This is a genomic window from Salegentibacter salegens, assembly GCF_900142975.1.
In the GTDB taxonomy this organism is placed as follows: Bacteria; Bacteroidota; Bacteroidia; order Flavobacteriales; family Flavobacteriaceae; genus Salegentibacter; species Salegentibacter salegens.
This window is the reverse complement of the sequence record NZ_LT670848.1, coordinates 1,047,187-1,070,816: the sequence shown is the minus strand read 5'-3', so window position 1 is coordinate 1,070,816 and position 23,630 is coordinate 1,047,187. Positions and strand designations below refer to the sequence as shown.

The 23,630-nt window shown below is 38.9% G+C and carries 16 protein-coding genes, 2 tRNA genes, 3 rRNA genes and 1 pseudogene; 11 read left to right on the top strand and 11 right to left on the bottom strand.

Annotated elements, in window-relative coordinates; genetic code table 11:
- Positions 1-36 precede the first annotated feature (36 nt).
- Entirely contained in the window at positions 37-1,113 is a 1,077-nt protein-coding gene (locus B5488_RS04830; RefSeq protein WP_079734228.1) for a DNA topoisomerase IB, read from the bottom strand.
- A gap of 140 nt (positions 1,114-1,253) precedes the next feature.
- Entirely contained in the window at positions 1,254-2,342 is a 1,089-nt protein-coding gene (locus B5488_RS04825) for a M42 family metallopeptidase (protein WP_079734227.1), read from the bottom strand.
- Between the two features lie 104 nt (positions 2,343-2,446).
- On the opposite strand from B5488_RS04825, the gene B5488_RS04820 reads away from it, so the two are divergent.
- From B5488_RS04820 to B5488_RS04780, 9 genes are all read left to right on the top strand, one after another.
- Complete coding sequence (locus B5488_RS04820) at positions 2,447-3,130, top strand: DUF4294 domain-containing protein (protein WP_079734226.1); 684 nt, start codon at positions 2,447-2,449, stop codon at positions 3,128-3,130.
- Positions 3,131-3,816: 686 nt separating this feature from the next.
- Positions 3,817-5,342: ribosomal RNA gene (locus tag B5488_RS04815) — 16S ribosomal RNA — on the top strand.
- A gap of 188 nt (positions 5,343-5,530) precedes the next feature.
- Positions 5,531-5,604: transfer RNA gene (locus tag B5488_RS04810), tRNA-Ile, on the top strand.
- A gap of 171 nt (positions 5,605-5,775) precedes the next feature.
- A tRNA-Ala gene (locus tag B5488_RS04805) sits at positions 5,776-5,849 on the top strand.
- A 242-nt stretch (positions 5,850-6,091) separates the two neighbouring features.
- A 23S ribosomal RNA gene (locus B5488_RS04800) occupies positions 6,092-8,927 on the top strand.
- A 168-nt stretch (positions 8,928-9,095) separates the two neighbouring features.
- Positions 9,096-9,204 (top strand): 5S ribosomal RNA (rrf, locus tag B5488_RS04795).
- Together the 16S, 23S and 5S rRNA genes with 2 tRNA genes alongside form the textbook arrangement of a ribosomal RNA operon.
- Before the next feature lie 331 nt (positions 9,205-9,535).
- Entirely contained in the window at positions 9,536-10,492 is a 957-nt protein-coding gene (locus B5488_RS04790; RefSeq protein ID WP_172839996.1) for a DUF4382 domain-containing protein, read from the top strand.
- A gap of 211 nt (positions 10,493-10,703) precedes the next feature.
- Entirely contained in the window at positions 10,704-12,797 is a 2,094-nt protein-coding gene (gene pta, locus B5488_RS04785) for a phosphate acetyltransferase (RefSeq protein WP_079734224.1), read from the top strand.
- 100 nt (positions 12,798-12,897) lie between these two features.
- On the top strand, positions 12,898-14,085 hold the full coding sequence (locus tag B5488_RS04780; RefSeq protein WP_079734223.1) for an acetate/propionate family kinase: 1,188 nt from the start codon (positions 12,898-12,900) through the stop codon (positions 14,083-14,085).
- 19 nt (positions 14,086-14,104) lie between these two features.
- Here the strand turns inward: B5488_RS04780 and B5488_RS04775 are convergent, their stop codons facing one another.
- From B5488_RS04775 to B5488_RS04765, 3 genes and pseudogenes are all read right to left on the bottom strand, one after another.
- A complete protein-coding gene (locus tag B5488_RS04775) occupies positions 14,105-14,587 on the bottom strand; it encodes a hypothetical protein (protein WP_079734222.1) in 483 nt (160 codons plus the stop codon).
- 196 nt (positions 14,588-14,783) lie between these two features.
- Positions 14,784-14,903: pseudogene (locus B5488_RS18135) on the bottom strand (DUF4268 domain-containing protein); the annotation flags it as partial.
- Position 14,904: 1 nt separating this feature from the next.
- A complete protein-coding gene (locus B5488_RS04765) occupies positions 14,905-15,573 on the bottom strand; it encodes a ZIP family metal transporter (protein WP_079734220.1) in 669 nt (222 codons plus the stop codon).
- Between the two features lie 234 nt (positions 15,574-15,807).
- On the opposite strand from B5488_RS04765, the gene B5488_RS04760 reads away from it, so the two are divergent.
- Positions 15,808-16,965: a THUMP domain-containing class I SAM-dependent RNA methyltransferase gene (locus B5488_RS04760; RefSeq protein ID WP_079734219.1), complete on the top strand. Its 1,158-nt coding sequence runs from the start codon at positions 15,808-15,810 to the stop codon at positions 16,963-16,965.
- Positions 16,966-16,978: 13 nt separating this feature from the next.
- Here the strand turns inward: B5488_RS04760 and B5488_RS04755 are convergent, their stop codons facing one another.
- From B5488_RS04755 to rlmD, 3 genes are read right to left on the bottom strand one after another with little or no spacing between them, the layout of a single operon-like run.
- On the bottom strand, positions 16,979-17,698 hold the full coding sequence (locus B5488_RS04755; protein ID WP_079734218.1) for a DUF6048 family protein: 720 nt from the start codon (positions 17,696-17,698) through the stop codon (positions 16,979-16,981).
- Positions 17,664-18,188, bottom strand: a complete 525-nt coding sequence (locus B5488_RS04750; protein ID WP_079734217.1) for a DUF6452 family protein — start codon at positions 18,186-18,188, stop codon at positions 17,664-17,666. Before B5488_RS04750 ends, B5488_RS04755 begins: the two co-directional genes overlap by 35 nt.
- Positions 18,189-19,598, bottom strand: a complete 1,410-nt coding sequence (rlmD, locus tag B5488_RS04745; protein ID WP_079736528.1) for a 23S rRNA (uracil(1939)-C(5))-methyltransferase RlmD — start codon at positions 19,596-19,598, stop codon at positions 18,189-18,191. It abuts the gene before it with no gap.
- 179 nt (positions 19,599-19,777) lie between these two features.
- Between rlmD and rocD the strand changes: the two genes are divergently transcribed.
- Complete coding sequence (gene rocD, locus B5488_RS04740; RefSeq protein WP_079736527.1) at positions 19,778-21,022, top strand: ornithine--oxo-acid transaminase; 1,245 nt, start codon at positions 19,778-19,780, stop codon at positions 21,020-21,022.
- A 212-nt stretch (positions 21,023-21,234) separates the two neighbouring features.
- On the opposite strand, the gene B5488_RS04735 is transcribed toward rocD, so the two are convergent.
- From B5488_RS04735 to B5488_RS04725, 3 genes are read right to left on the bottom strand one after another with little or no spacing between them, the layout of a single operon-like run.
- Positions 21,235-21,567, bottom strand: a complete 333-nt coding sequence (locus B5488_RS04735) for a CCC motif membrane protein (protein WP_079734216.1) — start codon at positions 21,565-21,567, stop codon at positions 21,235-21,237.
- Positions 21,568-21,577: 10 nt separating this feature from the next.
- On the bottom strand, positions 21,578-21,871 hold the full coding sequence (locus tag B5488_RS04730; protein ID WP_079734215.1) for a DUF2752 domain-containing protein: 294 nt from the start codon (positions 21,869-21,871) through the stop codon (positions 21,578-21,580).
- Positions 21,872-21,873: 2 nt separating this feature from the next.
- The gene (locus B5488_RS04725) at positions 21,874-23,619 is read right to left on the bottom strand and encodes a T9SS type A sorting domain-containing protein (protein WP_079734214.1); all 1,746 of its coding nucleotides are present in this window, start codon (positions 23,617-23,619) and stop codon (positions 21,874-21,876) included.
- Between the last annotated feature and the right edge of the window lie 11 nt (positions 23,620-23,630).

The window sequence follows — 23,630 nt, the reverse complement described above, 5'->3', positions numbered from 1 at the left end:
TTTAAAGAAAAATGAATAGCTCTTTTTCTTTGAATTTTAAATATTCACTTCGTAATCTTTGATCATATTGAGAATTACTTTTTCGGTTTCAGACAGGGAAATATAGTCTTGCTTTTCTTCAGATTTAATTTTATCAAAATAAGGCACAATGTCTCCGGTTTCATAGGAATTTATAATCTTTGGGTGCACATAATAACTTCTACAAACGGCACGGGTATTTCCCAAACCTTCTGCCGAAGCATCAAAAGCCTGAATCAGGTTCTTTTTATTCTGCTTTTCTTCTTCGGTATAACCTAGCTCGCGCAGGGTTTCAAAAAATATTTTGGTTGCACTCCAGGTTCTAAAATCTTTAGCTGAAAACAGGTCGCCGCTAATTTCGTGAATGTAGTCATTAATCATCCCGCTGTCTATAGTTTGTTTATCGCCCTTCTCATCGTAGAATTTGAAAAGTTCCCAACCCGGAATTTCCTCACACTGGTTTACAAGTTTTATTAGTTTTTTATTTTTAACCGAAACCGCGTGTTCTTTGCCCTTTTTGCCTATAAACTCAAATTTTATGCTATTTTTATAAGTTTTTACGTGCCGGGTTCTAAAAGTGGAGAGTCCGTAGGTTTTATTTTTCCTGGCGTAATAATGATTTCCGATCCTAATATGGGTTTCTTCCATAAGGCGTAAGATTAGAGCCAACACTTTTCTTCGGCTCATTTCGGGTAAATCCAGGTCTTTATCTACTTGCTTCCTTATTTTTGGCAGGTTTTCTCCAAAAGCTGCCATTTTAAAGAATTTGGTTTCATTTCTTAGTTTGCTCCAGGTAGGGTGGTAGAGATATTGCTTCCGGTTCTTTTCATCCCGTCCCACTACCTGCAAATGGCCATTTTTTAAATGTGTGATCTTAACCTCCTGCCAGGCCGGTGGTATCACCAAACTTTTTATTCTTTCTATTGCTTTTTCATCTTTTAAGCGTTCTCCTTTATATATATAGGAAAATCCCCGACCTACTTTTTTTCGGCTAATAGAAAGGTGTTCTTCAGAAACATAAATTAGGTTGGCAAAATCTATCGCCTGGTATGGGTCTGAAATAAAATTATTTATTTCTTCAGGAGAAATCGTCATTTTTCTTTTTCACTAAATATAATCGGAAAAAAGGCCGTGCTATAATAAAGAATTGTGAAAGTATATATAATTAAATGACAAAGCCCTTTCCGGGATTTCTCCAGAAAAGGGCTTTATACCATATAAATAAGAGTAATTATTTAGTCAAAATAACTAAAACTATCTCCATCTTTTATGTTTAAAATGCTTTCATAAATTAATTTAATCACATTTTCTACATCGGTTTTATGAACCATTTCTACCGTGGTATGCATATAACGAAGCGGAAGCGAAATTAAAGCCGAAGGAACACCGCCGTTACTATAAGCAAAAGCATCGGTATCGGTACCGGTAAACCTGGAATTGGCCATACGCTGAAAAGGAATTTCTTTTTCCTGGGCCGTTTCAATTAATAACTCCCTTAATTTATTTTGAACAGCAGGAGCGTGGGCAATTACAGGGCCGTGACCAATTTTAGTGTCGCCGGTTTTCTTTTTATTGATCATTGGTGTGTTGGTATCGTGGGTTACATCGGTCACAATAGCAACATTCGGTTTAATTCGGTGTGTGATCATTTCAGCTCCTCTAAGTCCAATTTCCTCCTGAACCGAGTTGGTGATGTATAATCCAAACGGTAACTTTTTGCCGTTCTCTTTTAGTAATTTTGCAACCTGCGCGATCATAAATCCGCCCATGCGGTTATCGAGGGCACGGCAAACGAATTTATTTTCATTAAGAATAAAGAATTCATCTGGATAGGTAATTACACAACCTACGTGTACGCCCAATTCTTCAACTTCATCTTTGCTAGTGCAACCAACATCTATACATATATTATCGATTTTTGGAGATTGCTCGCTGTCCTTTTCCCGAGTGTGAATGGCCGGCCATCCAAAAACACCTTTAACGATTCCTTTTTTAGTATGTATATTAACTCGTTTTGATGCAGCAATTTGGTGGTCGCTTCCGCCATTTCTTACTACGTAAATAAAACCTTCATCGGTTATATAATTTACATACCAGGAAATTTCGTCAGCATGACCTTCTATTACTACTTTGTATTCGGCTTCAGGATTTATTACGCCAACCGCTGTTCCGTAGCTATCGGTAAAAAATTCGTCTACATAAGGTTTTAGATATTCCATCCATAATTTCTGCCCTTCAGATTCATAACCTGTTGGTGCAGCATTATTAAGATATTTTTCCAGGAAATCTATAGATTCTTTATCAAGTATACTGTCTTTGCTCATAGTTTTGAATTTTCACGAATTTAGTAAGAATTAAATGTATGGCAACTCATTATTGATTAATTTTGGAATGATTTTAGTACCATAGCAAGCTAAATATTTGGTGAATGCTTAGAACGCTTTTTATAATATTATTCTTTAGTTTTTCAGGACTTTTTGCCCAGGATAGTGTTCCTGTACAAGATACTATGCAAAAACAATATATGATTATTGCCGGTGATACAGTGCCGCGAGAGAGTATAGATCTTAATGAAGTAGTGATTTTAAAGAAACTTCATTTTAATAGTCTCGCTGAAAGAAAGCAATACCTTATATTAAGGAGGAAAACCAGAAAAGTATATCCATATGCTAAATTAGCTTCGGAAAGATTAATAGCGCTTAATGCCAGGTTGGAAGAAATAGATTCCAGGTCAGCTCAAAGAAAATATACAAAGATCGTTCAGGATTATATAGAAGATGAATTTTCTACCGAATTAAAAAAGCTTACCCATACTGAAGGACAGATTTTAGTGAAGTTAGTACACCGACAAACCGGAACCACTGCTTTTAATCTTATTAAAAACTTGAAAAGTGGTTGGAGGGCCTTTTGGTATAATACAACTGCCAGTTTATTTGAAATTTCTTTAAAGGAAGAATTTGATCCTAGAAATAATCACGAAGATTTTTTGATTGAAGATATTCTCCAGCGTTCTTTTGTGAATGATATATTAGAACCACAAGCCACAGCACTGGATTTTGAATATGTAGAGCTCACCGATAAATGGAGTAAAAGGCCAGGTCGTTTAAATTAACTTTTGTCATCTTGTTATTTCTTCAATTTTTTTTATCTTACAAGTTCCTTTTATTGAGAAGTTTATGAATTAGTTTTAAGGTTTCTTTAAAAAATTGTTTCCAGGGGCTTGCGGGGGAAGAAAACAGCAGTATATTTGCACCCGTTTTGAGACACAACGAGGGTTGCGGAGTAAAGTGGAAAGTTCATTACATATTGGGATACGGTATTTTTTTAAGGTTGAAAAAAGCTTAAAGAAATAAAAGTAAAAAAAGTTTGTTTTTTACTTGCCAGAAACAAAAGAGGGTGTATATTTGCAGCCGCAAAAACAGCGAAGGATTTGTAAGGAATCCGAGCTATTTTTAAGTTCTTTTGAAGGTGTTGCTTTTTAAAAATAAAGTCAAAAATTTTTCTAAAAAATATTTGGTGTATAACTAAAAAGTAGTGTATATTTGCAGCCGCTTACAGACTGAGCGAGTTCCCAGAAATATTGAAAAGAAATCCCGGGTGGGTGCGTAAAGCGATAGGGTTCGAGTCCTTAGGTTTCGGCAAGAATATCCCGAATAAAATCGGGGAAGTTCATTGATTTATTGAATTGACAGCGCGTACATTTTTCGAGAGAAGAATGATACAAATAATTTAGAATTAAGACTAGAGAAGTCATCTTTGAGTACAGACGTTTGATTGTTGTAATTATATTAAGAAACAACGATGAAGAGTTTGATCCTGGCTCAGGATGAACGCTAGCGGCAGGCCTAACACATGCAAGTCGAGGGGTAACATTGGTGCTTGCACCAGATGACGACCGGCGCACGGGTGCGTAACGCGTATACAACCTACCTTTTAGCAGGGAATAGCCCAGGGAAACTTGGATTAATGCCCTATAGTATGGTGATCTCTCCTGAGATTATCATTAAACATTTATGGCTATTAGATGGGTATGCGTCCTATTAGTTAGTTGGTAAGGTAACGGCTTACCAAGGCAGCGATAGGTAGGGGTCCTGAGAGGGAGATCCCCCACACTGGTACTGAGACACGGACCAGACTCCTACGGGAGGCAGCAGTGAGGAATATTGGACAATGGGCGAGAGCCTGATCCAGCCATGCCGCGTGCAGGAAGACTGCCCTATGGGTTGTAAACTGCTTTTACAGAGGAAGAACCACTCCCACGTGTGGGAGTTTGACGGTACTCTGCGAATAAGGATCGGCTAACTCCGTGCCAGCAGCCGCGGTAATACGGAGGATCCAAGCGTTATCCGGAATCATTGGGTTTAAAGGGTCCGTAGGCGGGCAGTTAAGTCAGTGGTGAAAGTCTTCCGCTCAACGGGAGAACTGCCATTGATACTGATTGCCTTGAGTTATTATGAAGTGGTTAGAATGAGTAGTGTAGCGGTGAAATGCATAGATATTACTCAGAATACCGATTGCGAAGGCAGATCACTAATAATATACTGACGCTGATGGACGAAAGCGTAGGTAGCGAACAGGATTAGATACCCTGGTAGTCTACGCCGTAAACGATGGTTACTAGCTGTTCGGATCGATTAAGATCTGAGTGGTTAAGCGAAAGTGATAAGTAACCCACCTGGGGAGTACGTTCGCAAGAATGAAACTCAAAGGAATTGACGGGGGCCCGCACAAGCGGTGGAGCATGTGGTTTAATTCGATGATACGCGAGGAACCTTACCAGGGCTTAAATGTAGTCTGACAGGAGTGGAAACACTTTTTTCTTCGGACAGATTACAAGGTGCTGCATGGTTGTCGTCAGCTCGTGCCGTGAGGTGTCAGGTTAAGTCCTATAACGAGCGCAACCCCTGTGGTTAGTTGCCAGCGAGTAATGTCGGGAACTCTAGCCAGACTGCCGGTGCAAACCGTGAGGAAGGTGGGGATGACGTCAAATCATCACGGCCCTTACGTCCTGGGCCACACACGTGCTACAATGGTAGGGACAGAGAGCAGCCACTTCGCGAGAAGGAGCGAATCTACAAACCCTATCACAGTTCGGATCGCAGTCTGCAACTCGACTGCGTGAAGCTGGAATCGCTAGTAATCGCATATCAGCCATGATGCGGTGAATACGTTCCCGGGCCTTGTACACACCGCCCGTCAAGCCATGGAAGCTGGGGGTACCTGAAGTCGGTCACCGCAAGGAGCCGCCTAGGGTAAAACTGGTAACTGGGGCTAAGTCGTAACAAGGTAGCCGTACCGGAAGGTGCGGCTGGAACACCTCCTTTCTAGAGCAATGTTTAGCTGATTTATCAGTGATAACAACGCGCAAGAATCAAAGGGAAGTTCTTAAAGACCTTTTTTGGTCTTGATTCTAAGCTGTCGATTTAATATTTAAGAAATTGTATGGTGTATACTGTGGGATGTAGGTTGGATTATTCAATATACATTTTATAGTATTCATTACACAAAGGACAGTCTCATAGCTCAGCTGGTTAGAGCGCTACACTGATAATGTAGAGGTCGGCAGTTCGAGTCTGCCTGAGACTACTACCGAAGTACGAAGTACACGGTTAGAAGTTAGAAGGTGCAGAGGAGATTGAAGTTCATTACAAATTGAAAGGAAATTTTAGAAGTTGGGTAACCCAGTTTGCAGTAAGCAGTAGCAGTTAGCAGTAATAAAGACTGCGTACTAAGTACTGACCACTGCCAACTAACAATGGGGGATTAGCTCAGCTGGCTAGAGCGCCTGCCTTGCACGCAGGAGGTCATCGGTTCGACTCCGATATTCTCCACAATTCCTTTAGATTTAAGGGGGATAGGTATTACAAACATCAGGAAACGCGTAAGCATATTCGTTTGTTTGCCATTGAAATTAGGTCGTTTGAGAGGAAAAAAGTTCATTGACATATTGAGAAACAAAGAATACGAGAAAACTACAGTTATAGAAGTTTACTTTTATAACGAGGTAAATTAATTAAATTAATAGAATAATATTGTGATTAAGGTCACGAGAAATTCGAGCATAAGCAAGAAGCATACAAGCTAGATAAGGGCGTATGGGGAATGCCTAGGCTCTCAGAGGCGAAGAAGGACGTGATAAGCTGCGAAAAGCTGCGGGGATTGGCACATACAAGTTGATCCGCAGATATCCGAATGGGGCAACCCACTTAACTGAAGGTTAAGTATCCGCAAGGAGGCAAACCCGGAGAACTGAAACATCTAAGTACCCGGAGGAAGAGAAAACAATAGTGATTGCGCTAGTAGCGGCGAGCGAACGCGCATTAGCCCAAACCATAAGGTTTACGGACCTTATGGGGTTGTAGGACCACAACATTTGTTGCAAACAGAATTAGAACAAGTTGGAAAGCTTGGCCATAGACGGTGACAGCCCGGTATAGGTAAAGAATGTAACGATAGTGGTATCCTGAGTAGTGCGGGGCACGAGAAACCCTGTATGAATCCGGCGGGACCATCCGCCAAGGCTAAATACTCCTGAGAGACCGATAGTGAACCAGTACCGTGAGGGAAAGGTGAAAAGAACCCTGAACAAGGGAGTGAAATAGATCCTGAAACCATACGCTTACAAGCGGTCGGAGCCCTTTAGGGGGTGACGGCGTGCCTTTTGCATAATGAGCCTACGAGTTACCGTTTCCAGCAAGGTTAAGCAGTTCAGCTGTGGAGCCGTAGCGAAAGCGAGTCTTAATAGGGCGATTTAAGTTGGTAATGGTAGACGCGAAACCGTGTGATCTACCCTTGGGCAGGTTGAAGCTGTGGTAACACATAGTGGAGGACCGAACCCGTTGACGTTGAAAAGTCTTGGGATGACCTGAGGGTAGGGGTGAAAGGCCAATCAAACTCGGAAATAGCTCGTACTCCCCGAAATGCATTTAGGTGCAGCGGTATAATAGTTTTATAGAGGTAGAGCTACTGATTGGATGCGGGGGCTTCACCGCCTACCAATTCCTGACAAACTCCGAATGCTATAAAATGTTTTATATCAGTGAGGGCATGGGTGCTAAGGTCCGTGTCCGAGAGGGAAAGAACCCAGACCATCAGCTAAGGTCCCAAAATATATGTTAAGTTGAAGAAACGCGGTTGGACTGCCCAGACAGCTAGGATGTTGGCTTGGAAGCAGCCATTCATTTAAAGAGTGCGTAACAGCTCACTAGTCGAGCGGTCCGGCATGGATAATAATCGGGCATAAACATATTACCGAAGCTATGGATTTCATATTTAGATATGGAGTGGTAGGGGAGCATTGTAACAGAGATGAAGGTGTACTGCGAGGTATGCTGGATTGGTTACAAAAGAAAATGTAGGCATAAGTAACGATAATGCAGGCGAGAAACCTGCACACCGAAAGACTAAGGTTTCCCCAGCTATGCTAATCAGCTGGGGGTTAGTCGGGACCTAAGGCGAACCCGAAAGGGGTAGTCGATGGACAACAGATTAATATTTCTGTACTTGCCCCACGTTAAAGCGGACGGAGGCGAAAAGTTAGTGCGCACTGACGGAATAGTGCGTTGAAGGATGTGGTAACACTCCGATAGTACACAAAGGCTTCGGCTGGCGTGATAATCTAGCAAATCGACTTCCAAGAAAAGCGAGTGGCGGCAACCCGTACCGTAAACCGACACAGGTAGTTGGGATGAGAATTCTAAGGTGCTCGAGAGATTCATGGCTAAGGAACTAGGCAAAATAGGCCCGTAACTTCGGGAGAAGGGTCGCCCCGCTTCGGCGGGGCCGCAGTGAAGAGGTCCAGGCGACTGTTTATCAAAAACACAGGGCTCTGCTAAATCGAAAGATGATGTATAGGGCCTGACACCTGCCCGGTGCTGGAAGGTTAAGAGGAGATGTTAGCTTCGGCGAAGCATTGAATTGAAGCCCCAGTAAACGGCGGCCGTAACTATAACGGTCCTAAGGTAGCGAAATTCCTTGTCGGGTAAGTTCCGACCTGCACGAATGGTGCAACGATCTGGACACTGTCTCAGCCATGAGCTCGGTGAAATTGTAGTATCGGTGAAGATGCCGATTACCCGCTACGGGACGAAAAGACCCCGTGCACCTTTACTATAGCTTAGTATTGACTTTGGACAAGTGATGTGTAGGATAGGTGGGAGACTTTGAAGCGCCGTCGCCAGGCGGTGTGGAGTCATTGTTGAAATACCACCCTTTACTTGTTCGGAGCCTAACCTCATTAGATGAGGGACAGTGCTTGGTGGGTAGTTTGACTGGGGTGGTCGCCTCCAAAAGAGTAACGGAGGCTTCTAAAGGTTCCCTCAGCACGCTTGGTAACCGTGCGTAGAGTGCAATGGCAAAAGGGAGCTTGACTGAGAGACATACAGGTCGATCAGGTACGAAAGTAGAGCATAGTGATCCGGTGACACCGCATGGAAGGGTCATCGCTCAAAGGATAAAAGGTACGCCGGGGATAACAGGCTGATCTCCCCCAAGAGCTCACATCGACGGGGGGGTTTGGCACCTCGATGTCGGCTCGTCACATCCTGGGGCTGGAGAAGGTCCCAAGGGTTGGGCTGTTCGCCCATTAAAGTGGCACGCGAGCTGGGTTCAGAACGTCGTGAGACAGTTCGGTCTCTATCTGTAGTGGGCGTTAGAAATTTGAGTGGACCTGATCCTAGTACGAGAGGACCGGATTGGACCAACCTCTGGTGCACCAGTTGTTCCGCCAGGAGCATTGCTGGGTAGCTACGTTGGGAAGGGATAAGCGCTGAAAGCATATAAGCGCGAAACCCACCACAAGATGAGATTTCTTTAAAGGACCGTGGGAGACGACCACGTTGATAGGCCATAGGTGTAAAGGCAGCAATGTCATAGCCGAGTGGTACTAATAATCCGTAAAGCTTGATGCGATTCCCACGCCTTGCAAAAGGTGTGGGGACTTGAATGCTATTACCAAAGTCTTTCTTTATTCTTTGTTTCTTAAATATGTCAACTTATTAGAGTAGGCAGTTGTAAGTAAAAGAGTGGGTAGTAACAATACTGCGAACTTATAGACTGTAAACTGTTTACTAAAGACTTAAGGTGGTTATGGCAACGGGGCTCACCTCTTCCCATTCCGAACAGAGAAGTTAAGCCCGTTAGCGCAGATGGTACTGCTATTTGTGGGAGAGTATGTCACCGCCTTTTTTTTGAAGACCCTTACATTAACTTGTAAGGGTCTTTTTTTACCCTAAAATGAAATATCTTAACTCCCAATGGTGTCTTTCTATAAATTTTACAGCACTTCTTTCAATTCGTTTTAATTTCTCTTCAATTACAGTCTTTTAATTATTTCTTAAGGATTGTTAAACCTTTTGTAAATCACATTTTTTGAATAATAGTTCTATTTCAGCTCCGTTAATAGGGCATAACATAAAATCATTTTTATAACAAATAATTACTTGCGCAAGATGCGCTAATCAAATCTATAAATTATTAACTGTTGCGGAGGCAACAAAAACTAAAAAAACTTATGAATTTGAAGTATTTATTTAAAACAGGAATTTTAATGTTATCAATTAGTCTGATGGTCGCGTGTTCCGATGACGATAATGATGATGTGAATACCGGTGAACCACAACCAGACACTTATAACACGGAGGTGCATCTCACCGATGCCCCAATTGATAATGCAGAGGTTGAGGGTGTTTTTATTACGGTTACTGGTGTTAAGGTAAATGGTACTACCATTGAAGGTTTCGAGAAAACTACTGTGGACCTTAGTAGTTTGCAAAATGGTGAAACCGAATTACTGGGAGATGTGAAACTGGAAAGCGGAACTACTTCTGAGATTAGTTTAATCTTAGATAATGAGACAGATGCTTCAGGAGAGGCACCGGCTAATTATGTGTTAACTACCGGTGGTGAGAAAAATGCACTGGCTACTTCTTCAGGAGAAATTAGTATCACAGATCAGGTTGAAATTCAGGAGAATGATGATAATGAAATCATTTTAGATTTCGACCTAAGAAAATCTATTGTTACTAACTCGGCAGGAGAATATCAATTTGTAAATGATAGTGAATTAGCACACAGTATAAGAGCTGTAAATAGCCTTGAAGCCGGAACGATTACTGGTACTGTTAACGATTTTGGTTCTACAGAGTCTGAAACTATTGTGGTTTTCGCATATGAAGATGGTGCTTATAGCGAAGATGAATCTTCGGCCAATGGGGAAGGTGTTTTATTTGCCAACGCTACCGCAAGTAGTAAGATAAATGAATCTTCGGGAGAGTTTGAAATTCACTTTGTAGAAGAAGGAGATTATGAACTTCGTTTCGTTTCTTTTTCAGATGAGGATGCCGATGGTGAGCTTGAACTAGATGGTGAAGTTGAAGCAACTACCACTTCAGAAATAGATCTTTTAGGTTTTTCAGTAGGTGCAAATTCAGAAGTGAATTTTGATATTCTTATTGTAGGTTTACTGGACTTATAATAGACCAATAAGTTAATTATTAAAACCACCTTCGGGTGGTTTTTTTGTTTCATTCAAATTCTTAAAATATCAATTAAAACGTGTTGTATATTTCCTTCTAAGTTGTATGATTAATCAAAAGCTGATAGATGTCAGGTTTACTTTCTTTTAGGGATAACTTAAAAGCTGAATTCTTTTATTAACTTTATTTTTGCCGAACAATTTACATACTATGAACAAAGGAATTTATATCGCTACGCTGGAATCACACAGCGGAAAATCTATGATCTCGTTAGGATTAATGAGAACGCTTTTAGGAAAAATGGTTAAAGTGGGTTATTTCAGGCCCATTATAAACGATGTCGTGGAAGGTGAACGTGATAATCATATAGATACTGTTTTAAGTTATTTTGATTTAAAAATCCCTTATGAAGATACTTTTGCTTTTACCCGAAGTGAGGTAATTCAAAAAACAAACGATGGGAAATCGGGGGAGATTATTGATACTATAATTACCAAGTATAAAAAGCTGGAAGATGAGTTTGATTTTATACTGGTAGAAGGTAGTGATTTCTCTGGAGAAGGTAGTGTTTTTGAGTTTGATGTAAATGTGGTGATCGCTAAAAATTTAGGAATACCTGTTATAATAGTAGTTAGCGGCCAGTTTAAAAGCTGGGAAGAATTATTAGGAAACCAGCAAATGGCCTATCGCGCTTTTAGAGATAAGGAAGTTCAGGTTATTGCTATGGTTAGCAATAAAATTCAGGAAGATAACCTGGAGTCTGCTGCAACGAATATGCGAGGATTTTTACCGCAGGAGGTTGATGTTTTTGCAATTCCGTTAATTGATACGCTTAATAACCCGACTTTAAAAGAAATAGTAAAGGCCCTGGACGGAACTGTTTTATTTGGTCACGATTTTCTTGATAATCAAACCGGGAATTTTGGAGTGGGTGCCATGCAGCTTAGAAATTACTTAACTACCCTTAAAAACGAAAGTTTAGTAATTACCCCGGGGGACCGTGCCGATATTATCTTAGGAGCTTTACAAGCCAATATTTCGAGCAATTATCCAAGAATTTCAGGAATTATTCTAACCGGTGGTTTAAGGCCAGAAGAATCAATTTTAAAGTTAATTGAAGGTTTATCTGATATTGTTCCTATAATTTCAGTTCAGGAAGGAACTTTTGTTGTAACGAATAAAGTGGGCGCCATAAAATCTAATATATATGCCGATAGTATTCAGAAAATACAAACCACCATTAGTATTTTTGAGCGCTATGTATCTTTTGATCCGTTGGTAGAAAAACTAACAAATTATAAACCTCAAGGTAGAACTCCCAGAATGTTTCAGTATGATTTGGTAAAACGCGCCAGGCAAAGTAAAAAACATATTGTTTTACCGGAAGGAACCGATGAACGCATCCTTGCCGCAGCAAAACGGCTTATAGATATGGATCTGGTTGAACTTACTTTGTTAGGTGGTTTTGATACGATTCAGAAAACCGTTGCTAAAATTGCATTAGATCTTGATTTTTCTAAAGTTAATATTATAGATCCCGTAAATTCCCCAAATTTCCAGGATTATGCTGAAACTTTCTATGAATTAAGAAAGCATAAGGGTGTGAATATGGATATGGCGAAAGACCGTATGAGCGATGTTTCCTACTACGGAACAATGATGATCTATAAAGGACATGCAGACGGGATGGTATCGGGCGCAGCACATACCACGCAGCACACTATTTTACCTGCACTGCAATTTATAAAAACAAAACCAAATGTTTCGGTGGTATCTTCTGTATTCTTTATGTGTTTAGAAGATAGAGTTTCCGTATTTGGAGACTGTGCGATTAATCCCAATCCTACTGCCGAAGAATTGGCAGAAATCACCATTTCATCGGCAGAGAGTGCCTCGGCTTTTGGCATTGATCCAAAAATCGCTATGCTTTCTTATTCCTCAGGAACTTCAGGAAAAGGAGAAGATGTAGATAGAGTGAGAGAAGCTACTGCTATAGTTAAAGAACGAAGACCAGATCTTAAAATTGAAGGTCCAATTCAATATGATGCTGCAGTAGATATTAGCGTTGGAAAAAGTAAACTACCAGGATCTGAAGTAGCTGGGCAGGCCAATGTTCTAATTTTCCCCGATTTAAATACCGGAAATAACACTTATAAAGCTGTGCAACGTGAAACTGGTGCTTTGGCCATAGGACCAATGCTTCAGGGCTTAAATAAGCCGGTAAACGACCTGAGTCGTGGTTGTACCGTAGCCGATGTTTACAATACTGTAATTTTAACTGCCATCCAGGCACAAGGAATTTAGTTGAGAATAAAACCAGATACTGAACTAAAAAAGAAGCAACCCACAGGCAAAAGATTATACGCCTGTGAAAATCCCCTGCGTAGGGAAAAATAATAAATAGATGAAGAATATTTTAATTATAAATTCAGGAAGTTCGTCTTTAAAATTTCAATTAATACAAATGCCTTCAGAGGAAGTTTTAGCTTCAGGAATGGTAGAGCGTATTGGACTGCAAGGCTCGAAACTTCATTATAAAACTAAAAAGGAGTCAATTTCTGAAGAACTTTCAGCAAAAGATCACGCTATAGCATTAAAAGCAATCACCGATCTTTTAATGGATTCTGAAAAAGGAGTTATTAAAAATGCTGAAGAAATACCGGCTATTGGGCATAGGGTTGTGCACGGTGGGGATAGTTTTTCTAAAACCATAGTGATAGATAAAAAAGTAAAGGAAAAGATTAAAGAATATTTTTCGCTGGCTCCCTTGCATAATCCTCCTAATTTAAAAGGTATTGAGGTTGCTGAAAAACTTTTTCCAAAAGCCACCCAGGTAGCGGTTTTTGATACGGCTTTTCACAGAAGTATCCCTAAAAAAGCTTCGCAATATGCGATTCCTACTGAATTTTCTGACAAACACCATATTCAGTTGTACGGATTTCACGGCACCAGCCATAAGTATGTGACCGAAAGAGCAATTGAATATTTACAAAAAGAAAATTCTAAAATTATAAGTATTCACCTGGGAAATGGGTGTAGTATTACGGCGGTAAAAGACGGGAAAAGCATTGACCATTCTCTTGGTTTTGGGCCGGTAAACGGACTAATTATGGGAACCAGGAGTGGAGATATAGACCAGTCGGTTATATTTTATCTGGTTGAGCAATTGGGATATTCCGCCCAGGAAGTAAGTGATATTTTGCATAATAAAAGTGGAATGTACGGCCTTACCGGTTATAGCGATCTTAGAGATATTGAAGAACAGGCCGAAAAAGGAAATAAGCAATGCCAATTAGCACTGGATATGAATGCCTACCGAATTAAAAAATATATTGGGGCTTACACAGCTGCGATGAATGGGGTAGATGCCCTGGTTTTTACAGCGGGAATTGGTGAAAATAGCGATGTTATTCGCAGTTTGGTTTGTAAGGATATGGAATTCTTCGGAATTAAACTTAATGAAGAGAAAAACAAGCAGCGATTAAAGGAATTAAGAACTATAAATGCTGAGAATTCGAAAGTCCAGGTTTTGGTGATTCCTACGAATGAAGAATTGGAAATTGCGCAACAGACCTATAAACTGGAAATTTAACAAGTAAAACTAACCTTTTTTATATCAGGTATTTGTTTACCAGGAGTAATTTTTCCTGCAAAGCTTTAGATTTATGTCTATGAGATAATAGGGTATTTCGCAGACTTCCGTCGGTTAATAACTGAAGTGTTTGATGCAGTTGTGCAAAAAAACGCCTTTCCATTTCGGTACAAATTTGTCCCGATTTGGGGTTGGTATTAATACTTAAATTTTGCTGCATTTTAAACACTTCTTTTTTACATTTTAATAAAAGCTGGTCCAGGTATTCCTGGTCTCTCGCTTCTGAAATATGCCGGTCTAAATCGTCTTTCAATGCTTTTTTATGATTGTATAAAGATTTAAACAGTTTCTTTAAAAAGATTTTTTTAGTAGTTAAAATACAGTGTTTATAGTATATCGCAGAAGTATAATTAGCAATATAATAATTTTCCAGATAGTCTATTTCAGAAGGTTTCTTCAACATCATTATTCCTCTTTCCTTTCCTTTTTCTTTTAAATACATTCCTTAATTAGAAGTAGTAAGTATTTATATTGAATGTACAGGAAAACGGGAAAATTAGCTGTTAAATAAGATTAAACAATTATTAAAAAACGCTTAATTAAAGAGAGATCATCTTAAATGGTTAATGGTAAGTAATAGCGATTAATATTTGTCAGGTGCTTATTCAATTACCGGGTATTTCGCATTCTTTTAATAGAAATTTAAGCTCCAGCTCTTTTATTCCGGTATCATAAAGCACCCATTTTCGCCGAAAAACGAGACCAAAACTCGTCCAGAACTGTTGCCTTAATTTTTTGCTTTCGGCTTTGCTAAACATATTAAATAAAATAAGCCAGTAAAATTCCGCCCACAATCACCGCCAGTTTTGAAATATTAAATTTATGATTTTTAGAAGCTTCGAATAGAATAGTGGTAGAAACGTGAAGAAAAATACCAATTACCAGGGCGTTGATATATATTGAAATATCCTGAAGCAAACTAAATTGCGATTTAAAGAAACTTCCCAGGGGCGTCATTAAAGCAAAAACCGTTAGAAACAATCCGACTTTAATTTTACTCAAATTAGAATGAATTAGAAACACCGAAAGTATGGTCGCAACCGGAATTTTATGAATCACGACCCCGTGTAAAATATGATCCCCTTCATCCATTGGGAAACCTTCCAGGAACGCGTGAATGCTTAAACTAATTAATAGTAAAATTGGGAATTTTGTCATTCCTTCCTGGTGGTGTAAATGCCCGTGTTCAACTCCTTTTGAAACAAATTCCAGAATAATTTGCAACAGCAATCCCAGCATAATAAAAATACCAACTTCCTCGGTGCCGTTTAAATAAACCTCGGGCAGCAATTCAAATATGGTGACTGCCAGTAAATATGCACCGCTGAAACTAAGTAGCAATTTAAAACCGGTAGAGGAGGCGGGCCTTAAGAAAATGGCAATAAGGTAACCGGCAATTACAGAAATTAAAGGTAAAATATAGATCATTAATTAAGGTCAAAATAATTAGTAAAATTCCTCGAGACACACTACAGGGACTCTCCCGAAGCTAATCGGTATTAAAAAATAAAAAAGAGACACTGGCCACAACGATTTCTAATCCTCATTGTAAGGAGTTAAAAAGATAAGTCGTAAAAGCATCGGTAATATTTCAGCATCCCCAGCCGGCAATACTATTATTCAGCAAAATTACCCTATTTTTGTGGATTGTAAAAAACCGATATGGAAAATAATTTTAAAATGATCGCCAAGACCATGTATGGTTTTGAGCCAGTTTTGGCTAAGGAATTAATGGCACTTGGCGCTATGGATGTAAAAGAAGGAACCAGGAACGTAAGTTTTGTAGGCGATAAAGGCTTTATGTATAAGGCCAACCTATGCTTGCGAACCGCAATTAAGATTCTTAAACCATACCAAAGTTTTAAAATATTTTCTGAAGAAGATCTTTATAAGCAAATCTACGCGTTACCCTGGGAAAATTTTATGGATGTTGATGATACCCTCGCAATAGACGCTACGGTACATTCAGAAACTTTTACACATTCCCAGTATATTTCTCTTAAAACCAAAGATGCCATTGTAGACCGTTTTCGGGATAAATTTGATAAGCGACCCAACGTAGATCTTGATTTTCCCACTTTGAGGGTTAATATTCATATTGAAAAGAATTTTTGTAATGTTTCTTTTGATTCTTCAGGCCAGTCTTTACACAAACGTGGATATAAGACCGCTACCAATATTGCGCCAATAAACGAGGTTTTGGCCGCGGGAATGTTAATGCTTTCGGGTTGGGACGGGCAATGCGATTTCCTTGATCCTATGTGTGGTAGCGGTACCATTTTAATTGAAGCCGCGATGATTGCCTGCAATATTCCGCCAAATTTAAACCGAAAAGAATTCGCTTTTGAGCGTTGGAAAGATTGGGACGAAGATCTCTTTGAAAAAATTGAAGCTTCAGTACTTAAAAAAGTACGTGAATTTCATTTTACGATTCAGGGATACGATACCGCTCCATCGGCAGTTCACAAAGCGATAGATAATATTGAAAATGCTAACCTTACTGAATTTGTAAAAGTAAAAAGGCAGGATTTCTTTGCATCTGAAAAAGAAGGAGAAAGGCATTTACATATGCTATTTAATCCGCCTTATGGAGAGCGTTTAGAAATTGATATGCCGAAATTCTACAAAGAAATTGGAGATACGCTGAAGCAAGCCTACCCGGGAACCGATGCCTGGTTTATTACTTCTAATCTTGAAGCTATAAAACACGTTGGTTTAAGACCTTCCAGGAAATTTAAACTTTACAACGGTGCGCTGGAATCTAAATTGCTGAAATACCAAATTTACCAGGGATCTAAAAAAGCGAAATTTCAGGAGTAGTTTAATCTAATAACTATTTCTTATAAAAAGGAATCAGGTAACTAATAGTGTATCCATAGCCTACACCAATATTGCTATCGTCGTAAGTTCGGTTAAAACCGGGAATTGCGAGGTTATCAAAATTATCAGGTGTGGTTTGGAATAACCTACGTTTCAACTGTACATTAAACGAGAGAAAAAGATTATTAATTACTTCCACTTTAATCCCGGCAATCAATTCTACCCAGTTCGCCGTTAAGCCGGAATATTCAATAGTTTCAGAACGTACATCAGGTTCGAAAAAAGGATTGGTGGTATAGATTTGATATTCTTCAACATCTTGTGAGAAGGTTGAAAATCCATAACGCGCACCAACAAAAATCAGGTTTTCCATCCCTGTCCAGTTTTCGTACGCATTATAGTCGATCCCGAGTTTCACATAACTTCCGCGGGAAGTAAGACTAATATTATCTTCAGTATAACCAATACTTTCATTCCCTAATTCTGCAGCAGCATAGTAATTTTTATACACTCTGTAATCGCCTAAAATCTCAAAACCAGAATAATCATCCTGAAAAGCAGTTCTTAAAAGTTTGCTGATATCAGCACCCACCCGAAGTCCGAATTTTTCACGGTCGGCCAGGCTATCCTGTATGCTCGTTTCCTTTACTGCCGTTGCCTGGCTTAACACCGGCCCGGCAAGAAATAGGAACAGTATGCTAAAAAAATATGTTGATATGTGATTCTGTATCATCTTCAATATTGGGTTCTTCTATAATATAAGAATCTATCCATTCGCCGTCTTCCCCGCCTTCAATAGTTAACTTTAGACTATTATAAATTACTTTATAGGCACAGGCCCGGTTTACATAAACTTCTTCGGTACCATAGGTAAAGGTTAAAGTATCGGTATCTGGTGTAAATTCAGGATCTTCGTCTTCTTCTTCGGCATCATAAAGTGTAAACGTATAAGTGGTAGTATTCTGATTAGTTCTTAGTGGAATTTGGATGGTATCAGGATTTATTCTTTGGTATAAAGTTTTAACGGAATCACTTACTATAGATCTTACGCTTAAATTGGTAGGTCTTTTATAGCTTTCACGATCATCAATATCATAAAAGCTCAGTATTAGCATAGGTGTGGTTTGAGTGCTTGCAGGACAAATATCGTCGCGCTGGCAACCTAAAAGGAGTAATAATAATCCAATTAGAGGAATAGACCTTTTTAAATAGTTTTTATTCATTTATTTTCTTTCTAAACAAACAACATTTTCTACGTGATGGGTTTGTGGAAACATATCTACCGGCTGTACCCTTGTAACCTTATAATATTCATCTAACATAGAGAGATCGCGAGCCTGTGTGGCCGAATTGCAACTCACGTAAACAATGCGTTGTGGCAATATACCAATTATTTGAGCAATTACATCTTTGTGCATGCCGTCCCTTGGAGGATCGGTAATTATAACGTCTGGCTGACCATGATTATTGATAAATTCTTCAGAAAAAACTTTTTTCATATCGCCTACAAAAAACTCGGCATTTTCAACCTGGTTGCGTTCTGCGTTTTCTTTGGCGTCAATAATCGCTTCTGGTACAACTTCAACCCCAATTACTTTTTTAGCTTTTTTTGCTACAAATTGAGCGATGGTTCCGGTACCAGTATATAAATCGTAAACTATTTCGTCTCCCTTTAAATCGGCAAAATCCCGGGTTATTTTATATAATTCATAAGCCTGGGCCGAATTGGTTTGGTAAAAAGATTTTGCGTTTATTTTAAACTGAAGCCCTTCCATTTGCTCAAAAATATGGTCACGACCTTTATAGCAAACAACTTCCTGATCGTAAATGGTATCGTTTCCTTTTTCATTTATTACATACTGAAGCGAAGTGATTTCAGGAAACATTTCTATTACCGCATCTAATAACAATTCCCGCTTTGCTTTGTCTTCGTGAAAAAACTGGATTAAAACCATAATTTCACCGGTAGAGGAGGTGCGAATCATTAAAGTTCGTAATAAACCTTCCTGTTTACGGGCATTAAAAAAACTTAAATTATTAGATGTAGCAAATTCCTTTACAAAGTTTCTAATCGCATTGCTGGGATCCTCCTGTAAGTGACATTTTTTAATATCCAGGATTTTATCCCACATGCCAGGAATATGAAATCCAAGAGCATTCTTATCGTCAAAGTCTTTACCGCTGTTAATTTCTTCAGGAGTGAGCCAACGGCTATCGCTAAAAGAAAATTCCATTTTATTGCGGTAAAAGTAAATTTCTTTACTTCCTAAAATTGGGGTAACCTCGGGTAGCTCAACCTTGCCAACACGAATAAGGTTATTTAAAACCTCGTCTTGTTTGTATTCCAGTTGATATTCGTATCCCATATTTTGCCATTTGCAGCCTCCACAAGTTCCAAAATGCTGGCAAACAGGTTCTACACGTTTATCTGAAAATTGATGAAAATTAACTGCCGTACCCTGGTAGTAAGATTTTCTTTGTTTGGTAGTTTTTATATCAGCCACATCGCCGGGAACCACGTTGTCAATAAATATTACGCGACCATCTGGCGATTTTCCAATTCCTTTTCCTTTTCCGCCGGCACCGGTAACTTCTACGGCTTCAAATACCTTGTTTTTATTCCTTCTTCCCATAGCGCAAAAATAGAATAATTGTGAAGATTTATTCCCTGTGTTCTTAAAAATTCCCACAAACATTTAGTAATTTGCGAAAACTTAAATAATGGATGATTTCTCTCCCCTGTGACCTGATTTTTAAAGAAAAAAGGTACAAAAGAAGGAATTATAGAATTATTGATTTAAAAAAATTGAACATGTCATTACCAAAAATTACATCTTCAAAAGAAGCTATTGAATTAGAAGACCAGTATGGTGCTCATAATTACCATCCATTGCCTGTGGTGCTTAGCCGCGGCGAGGGTGTTCACGTTTGGGATGTAGAAGGAAATAAATATTACGATTTTCTTTCGGCCTATTCTGCAGTAAACCAGGGCCATTGTCACCCAAAAATAGTTGATGCGCTTTGTAACCAGGCTGCTACTTTAACCCTTACTTCGAGGGCTTTTCATAACGATGTTTTAGGCCCGTATGAAAAGTTTGCAACAGATTATTTTAAATTCGATAAGTTGCTGCCTATGAATACCGGGGCAGAAGCTGTTGAAACCGCGATTAAAATTGCGAGAAAGTGGGCTTACGAAAGAAAAGGGGTAAAGGAAACTGAAGCGCAAATAATTGTTTGTGAAAATAATTTCCACGGAAGAACAACTACGATTATTTCTTTTTCTAATGACGAAGGTGCCAGGAAGAACTTTGGACCTTACACGCCCGGATTTATAAAAATCCCTTACGACGATATAGATGCGCTGGAAAAAGTACTAAAAGAAAATGATAATATTGCAGGTTTTCTTGTAGAACCAATTCAGGGAGAAGCAGGGGTTTATGTACCTTCTGAAGGCTACCTGAAAAAAGCTCGAGAACTTTGTAAAGAAAATAACGCTTTATTTATTGCTGATGAAGTTCAAACCGGAATTGCTCGTACCGGGCAATTACTGGCAGTAGACCACGAAGAGGTGAAACCAGATATGGTAATTCTTGGAAAAGCGATCTCCGGAGGTGTTTATCCCGTATCTGCTGTTTTGGCGAATAATGAGGTGATGGATGTAATTCAACCCGGGCAACACGGTTCTACTTTTGGGGGAAACCCATTAGCGGGCGCTGTTGCAACTGCGGCTCTTGAAGTAATTCGTGATGAAAATTTAGCTGAAAATGCTGAAAAACTAGGAAACCTCTTCAGAAGATTACTTAACGATTTTATTCGCGACTCGAATATCGTGGAATTGGTGAGAGGTAAAGGCTTGTTAAATGCCATTGTGATTAATGATTCAGAAGACAGCTCTACGGCCTGGGATATTTGCATGGCGCTAAAAGAAAACGGACTTTTAGCAAAACCAACCCACGGTAATATTATTCGTTTTGCACCGCCATTGGTGATTAACGAAGATCAGATTAGGGATTGTGTAGATATAATTACTACTACGCTAAAGCAGTTTGAGAAGTAATTACTATCAAATAGATAAAAAGGAAAAGCCAGCTGGTAATAGCTGGCTTTTTTGTTTAAACAAATAGGCTATTTAAAAAGTCCTAATTTCTTCAAGCTGAACTTGTTTCAGCTTCTATCATGATTTAACAATTAATATCTTAGATCCTGAAACAAGTTCTGGATGACGCTCAAAGGACTTTTTAAATAACCTTTTTCTTCAGAATAAAAAGATTATTGATTTTGCTCAATTTCCCTTAGAATTTCATTCTGCATTTCGTAGATTCCTTCTACTCCGCCATACATAATAAACATTACAATTGTGCTTATTAGACTAATGGCACTCAATACAAGACCAATTATAGCAAGAATTTTTCCGGTTTTTACGTTTTGGTAGCCGGTGTATAACTCAGGTTGTGCATTGTAGATCTCGGTGGCCCTTTTGGCCATTACAAGCGCAATAATTCCGAAGATAATTCCCAGAATACCGTAACAGCAGCATCCTATAATTGAGAGAATTCCAAAAATTAAAATTAATGTTGAATTTGGTAATTGTTGTCTTTCCATAAAGATTGGTTTATTGGGTTAGTTGTAAGTAATTGTTCATTTTTATTAAATAGCTAATTAGCATTACTGCCCCGCTAAAAATAATAAGTGCGATTTTTATCTGAAAATCATATTTAAATTTCAGGAAGAGGTTTAAGATAAGAAAGGCGAGTAAAAATAAAATAGGATATATAGCCGGAAACATTAAAAATGCCTGAGTGAATTCTGCTTTAAAAACAAGTAATAAGGCGCGCTGACCTCCGCAGCCAAAACAATCTACTCCAAAGAGGCTTTTGTTAAGACAAGGCAACATAAAATCTTCCATAACTAATTTTTAATACTAATCTTGCTGGTGAATTCCATATTATTAGAAGAAATTAGTTTCAGGATATAAATCGCATCCCGTAATCCCGAAGTGGGTAACGTATAATTTGCACTTCCTATTGGTATTGTTTTATTATATATCATTTGTCCGTTAAGGTCATATAACAATATTTGTTTTACATCGGTTCTAAGCATTTGGATCTCCAATTGCGCTTTAAGATTATTTTGAACAATCAGGGCTTCAGGAATTAAAACGTCTAATTCTTCTTCTGGCAGTTCAGATTGCAAATTATCTTCTTTTTCCTCAATAAAACTAATAAAAAATCGTGTACTATAGTTTCCTTTTGGTAAATCTATTGAAAAATTGGCTTTATCTACCCGATTATATGATTCTAGTACAGCATCAAAAAGATAAATAGCATCACTTTCAAATTGCCTGAATTCGTGAAGTTTGAAGCTCAATTCAGCATCTTCAGCTAAATTAATAATCAAGGGAATCTTATCATTTTTCCTAAATGGTCTTACCTGTATATTATAAAAAGCTTCTTCAATATTCCAGCCCACATCATTTTCTAAAACTCCATAAATCTTTGCGTCCATTGCCCAATCTTCATCTTTAGAAGAATTTTCTCTAAAAGCTAACAGTAGTGGACGGGTGTAAAGTTTGTTGAATATCACACTGAGTTTTAATAGCGGAATCTCGCTTTTTTGCTGATTTTTAAATTCGGAAGTTTGTGAATTTTCTTTCTGAAATCTTCTTTGGGAATTCTTAAAATGTATAAAACCGTCGTTTCTTCCCTTTAGCATAAAACCCTGCGCAATGGGAGAATATTCGCGAGCAATTTCATTACCGGTTTCCCCGGAATTTCCGGTTTCTTCGCCGGCTCCATTATAAGTTTTAAAAACTGCAGGAGCATAAGCATTCGCGCCGGGAGAATAAGAACCATAACCACCTTCATAATGTTTTAAATCGTGAGAATCACCATTATCTCTGGAATCCCAGAAATAAGCGATTCCCGTGCTGGCAGGATTTTCCATTAAAAAACTCTGCAAATGTAAAGCTGAAGGATATGGATTTCCTACCAAAACCGCCTGGTCCTTATTTATTGAAACTTTTATTTCACCATCATTAGGTAAACCTCTAAAATCATAGCGCTGCCGATTGCCGGGATTATTTTCTACTCCGTTAATAAGTCTGCTGTCAGTGCCATTTACCCCTTTCATGGTAAAACCCTCCCCAGGTGCGACATTAAAATTAATACCTACATGTTGCCAATCATTATATTCACTGCCGGAATATTTATATATCCAGCGGCGTGAAATTCTTAAAGGATGGGAAGTGCCTTCTAAGCTGCCTGTAACCTGAACCGGAGTGCTATTGGTTTTGTTCTTGGGTTGAAATATCACGGCACCAAATTGGTTTTGACTAATATTATCTTTTACCGGCAACGCCCAGTAATTATAATCGAAAGCATTGGAGGTACCTTCCTGGAAAACCGAGAGTAATCCATTACCGGAATTAAGATTTGTACTTTTTTCTCCCTGCAGTAATTGCGATTCTTTCCGCAGGTAAATACTCGCTTCAGTTTCAGAAGCGTTGTTCTTTTCTAAGTTGATGTCGTTTTTTACGTATAAAAAGCGATCACTTAGGTAAATATAGGAATCTCCAGATGTGGAGGGGGAAATGTGTAATTGCGCATTTCCGTGGTAAAAAGAGAAAATAAAAGCTAAGAAGTATATTTGCCTCATAATTCCTGTAA

What these genes read in the sequence shown, in the direction of transcription:
- B5488_RS04830 (WP_079734228.1), bottom strand. Translation starts at nt 1,113, where the DNA reads ATGACGATTTCTCCTGAAGAAATAAATAATTTTATTTCAGACCCATAC.
- B5488_RS04825 (WP_079734227.1), bottom strand. Translation starts at nt 2,342, where the DNA reads ATGAGCAAAGACAGTATACTTGATAAAGAATCTATAGATTTCCTGGAA.
- B5488_RS04820 (WP_079734226.1), top strand. Translation starts at nt 2,447, where the DNA reads ATGCTTAGAACGCTTTTTATAATATTATTCTTTAGTTTTTCAGGACTT.
- pta (WP_079734224.1), top strand. Translation starts at nt 10,704, where the DNA reads ATGAACAAAGGAATTTATATCGCTACGCTGGAATCACACAGCGGAAAA.
- B5488_RS04780 (WP_079734223.1), top strand. Translation starts at nt 12,898, where the DNA reads ATGAAGAATATTTTAATTATAAATTCAGGAAGTTCGTCTTTAAAATTT.
- B5488_RS04775 (WP_079734222.1), bottom strand. Translation starts at nt 14,587, where the DNA reads ATGTATTTAAAAGAAAAAGGAAAGGAAAGAGGAATAATGATGTTGAAG.
- B5488_RS04765 (WP_079734220.1), bottom strand. Translation starts at nt 15,573, where the DNA reads ATGATCTATATTTTACCTTTAATTTCTGTAATTGCCGGTTACCTTATT.
- B5488_RS04760 (WP_079734219.1), top strand. Translation starts at nt 15,808, where the DNA reads ATGGAAAATAATTTTAAAATGATCGCCAAGACCATGTATGGTTTTGAG.
- B5488_RS04755 (WP_079734218.1), bottom strand. Translation starts at nt 17,698, where the DNA reads ATGATACAGAATCACATATCAACATATTTTTTTAGCATACTGTTCCTA.
- B5488_RS04750 (WP_079734217.1), bottom strand. Translation starts at nt 18,188, where the DNA reads ATGAATAAAAACTATTTAAAAAGGTCTATTCCTCTAATTGGATTATTA.
- rlmD (WP_079736528.1), bottom strand. Translation starts at nt 19,598, where the DNA reads ATGGGAAGAAGGAATAAAAACAAGGTATTTGAAGCCGTAGAAGTTACC.
- rocD (WP_079736527.1), top strand. Translation starts at nt 19,778, where the DNA reads ATGTCATTACCAAAAATTACATCTTCAAAAGAAGCTATTGAATTAGAA.
- B5488_RS04735 (WP_079734216.1), bottom strand. Translation starts at nt 21,567, where the DNA reads ATGGAAAGACAACAATTACCAAATTCAACATTAATTTTAATTTTTGGA.
- B5488_RS04730 (WP_079734215.1), bottom strand. Translation starts at nt 21,871, where the DNA reads ATGGAAGATTTTATGTTGCCTTGTCTTAACAAAAGCCTCTTTGGAGTA.
- B5488_RS04725 (WP_079734214.1), bottom strand. Translation starts at nt 23,619, where the DNA reads ATGAGGCAAATATACTTCTTAGCTTTTATTTTCTCTTTTTACCACGGA.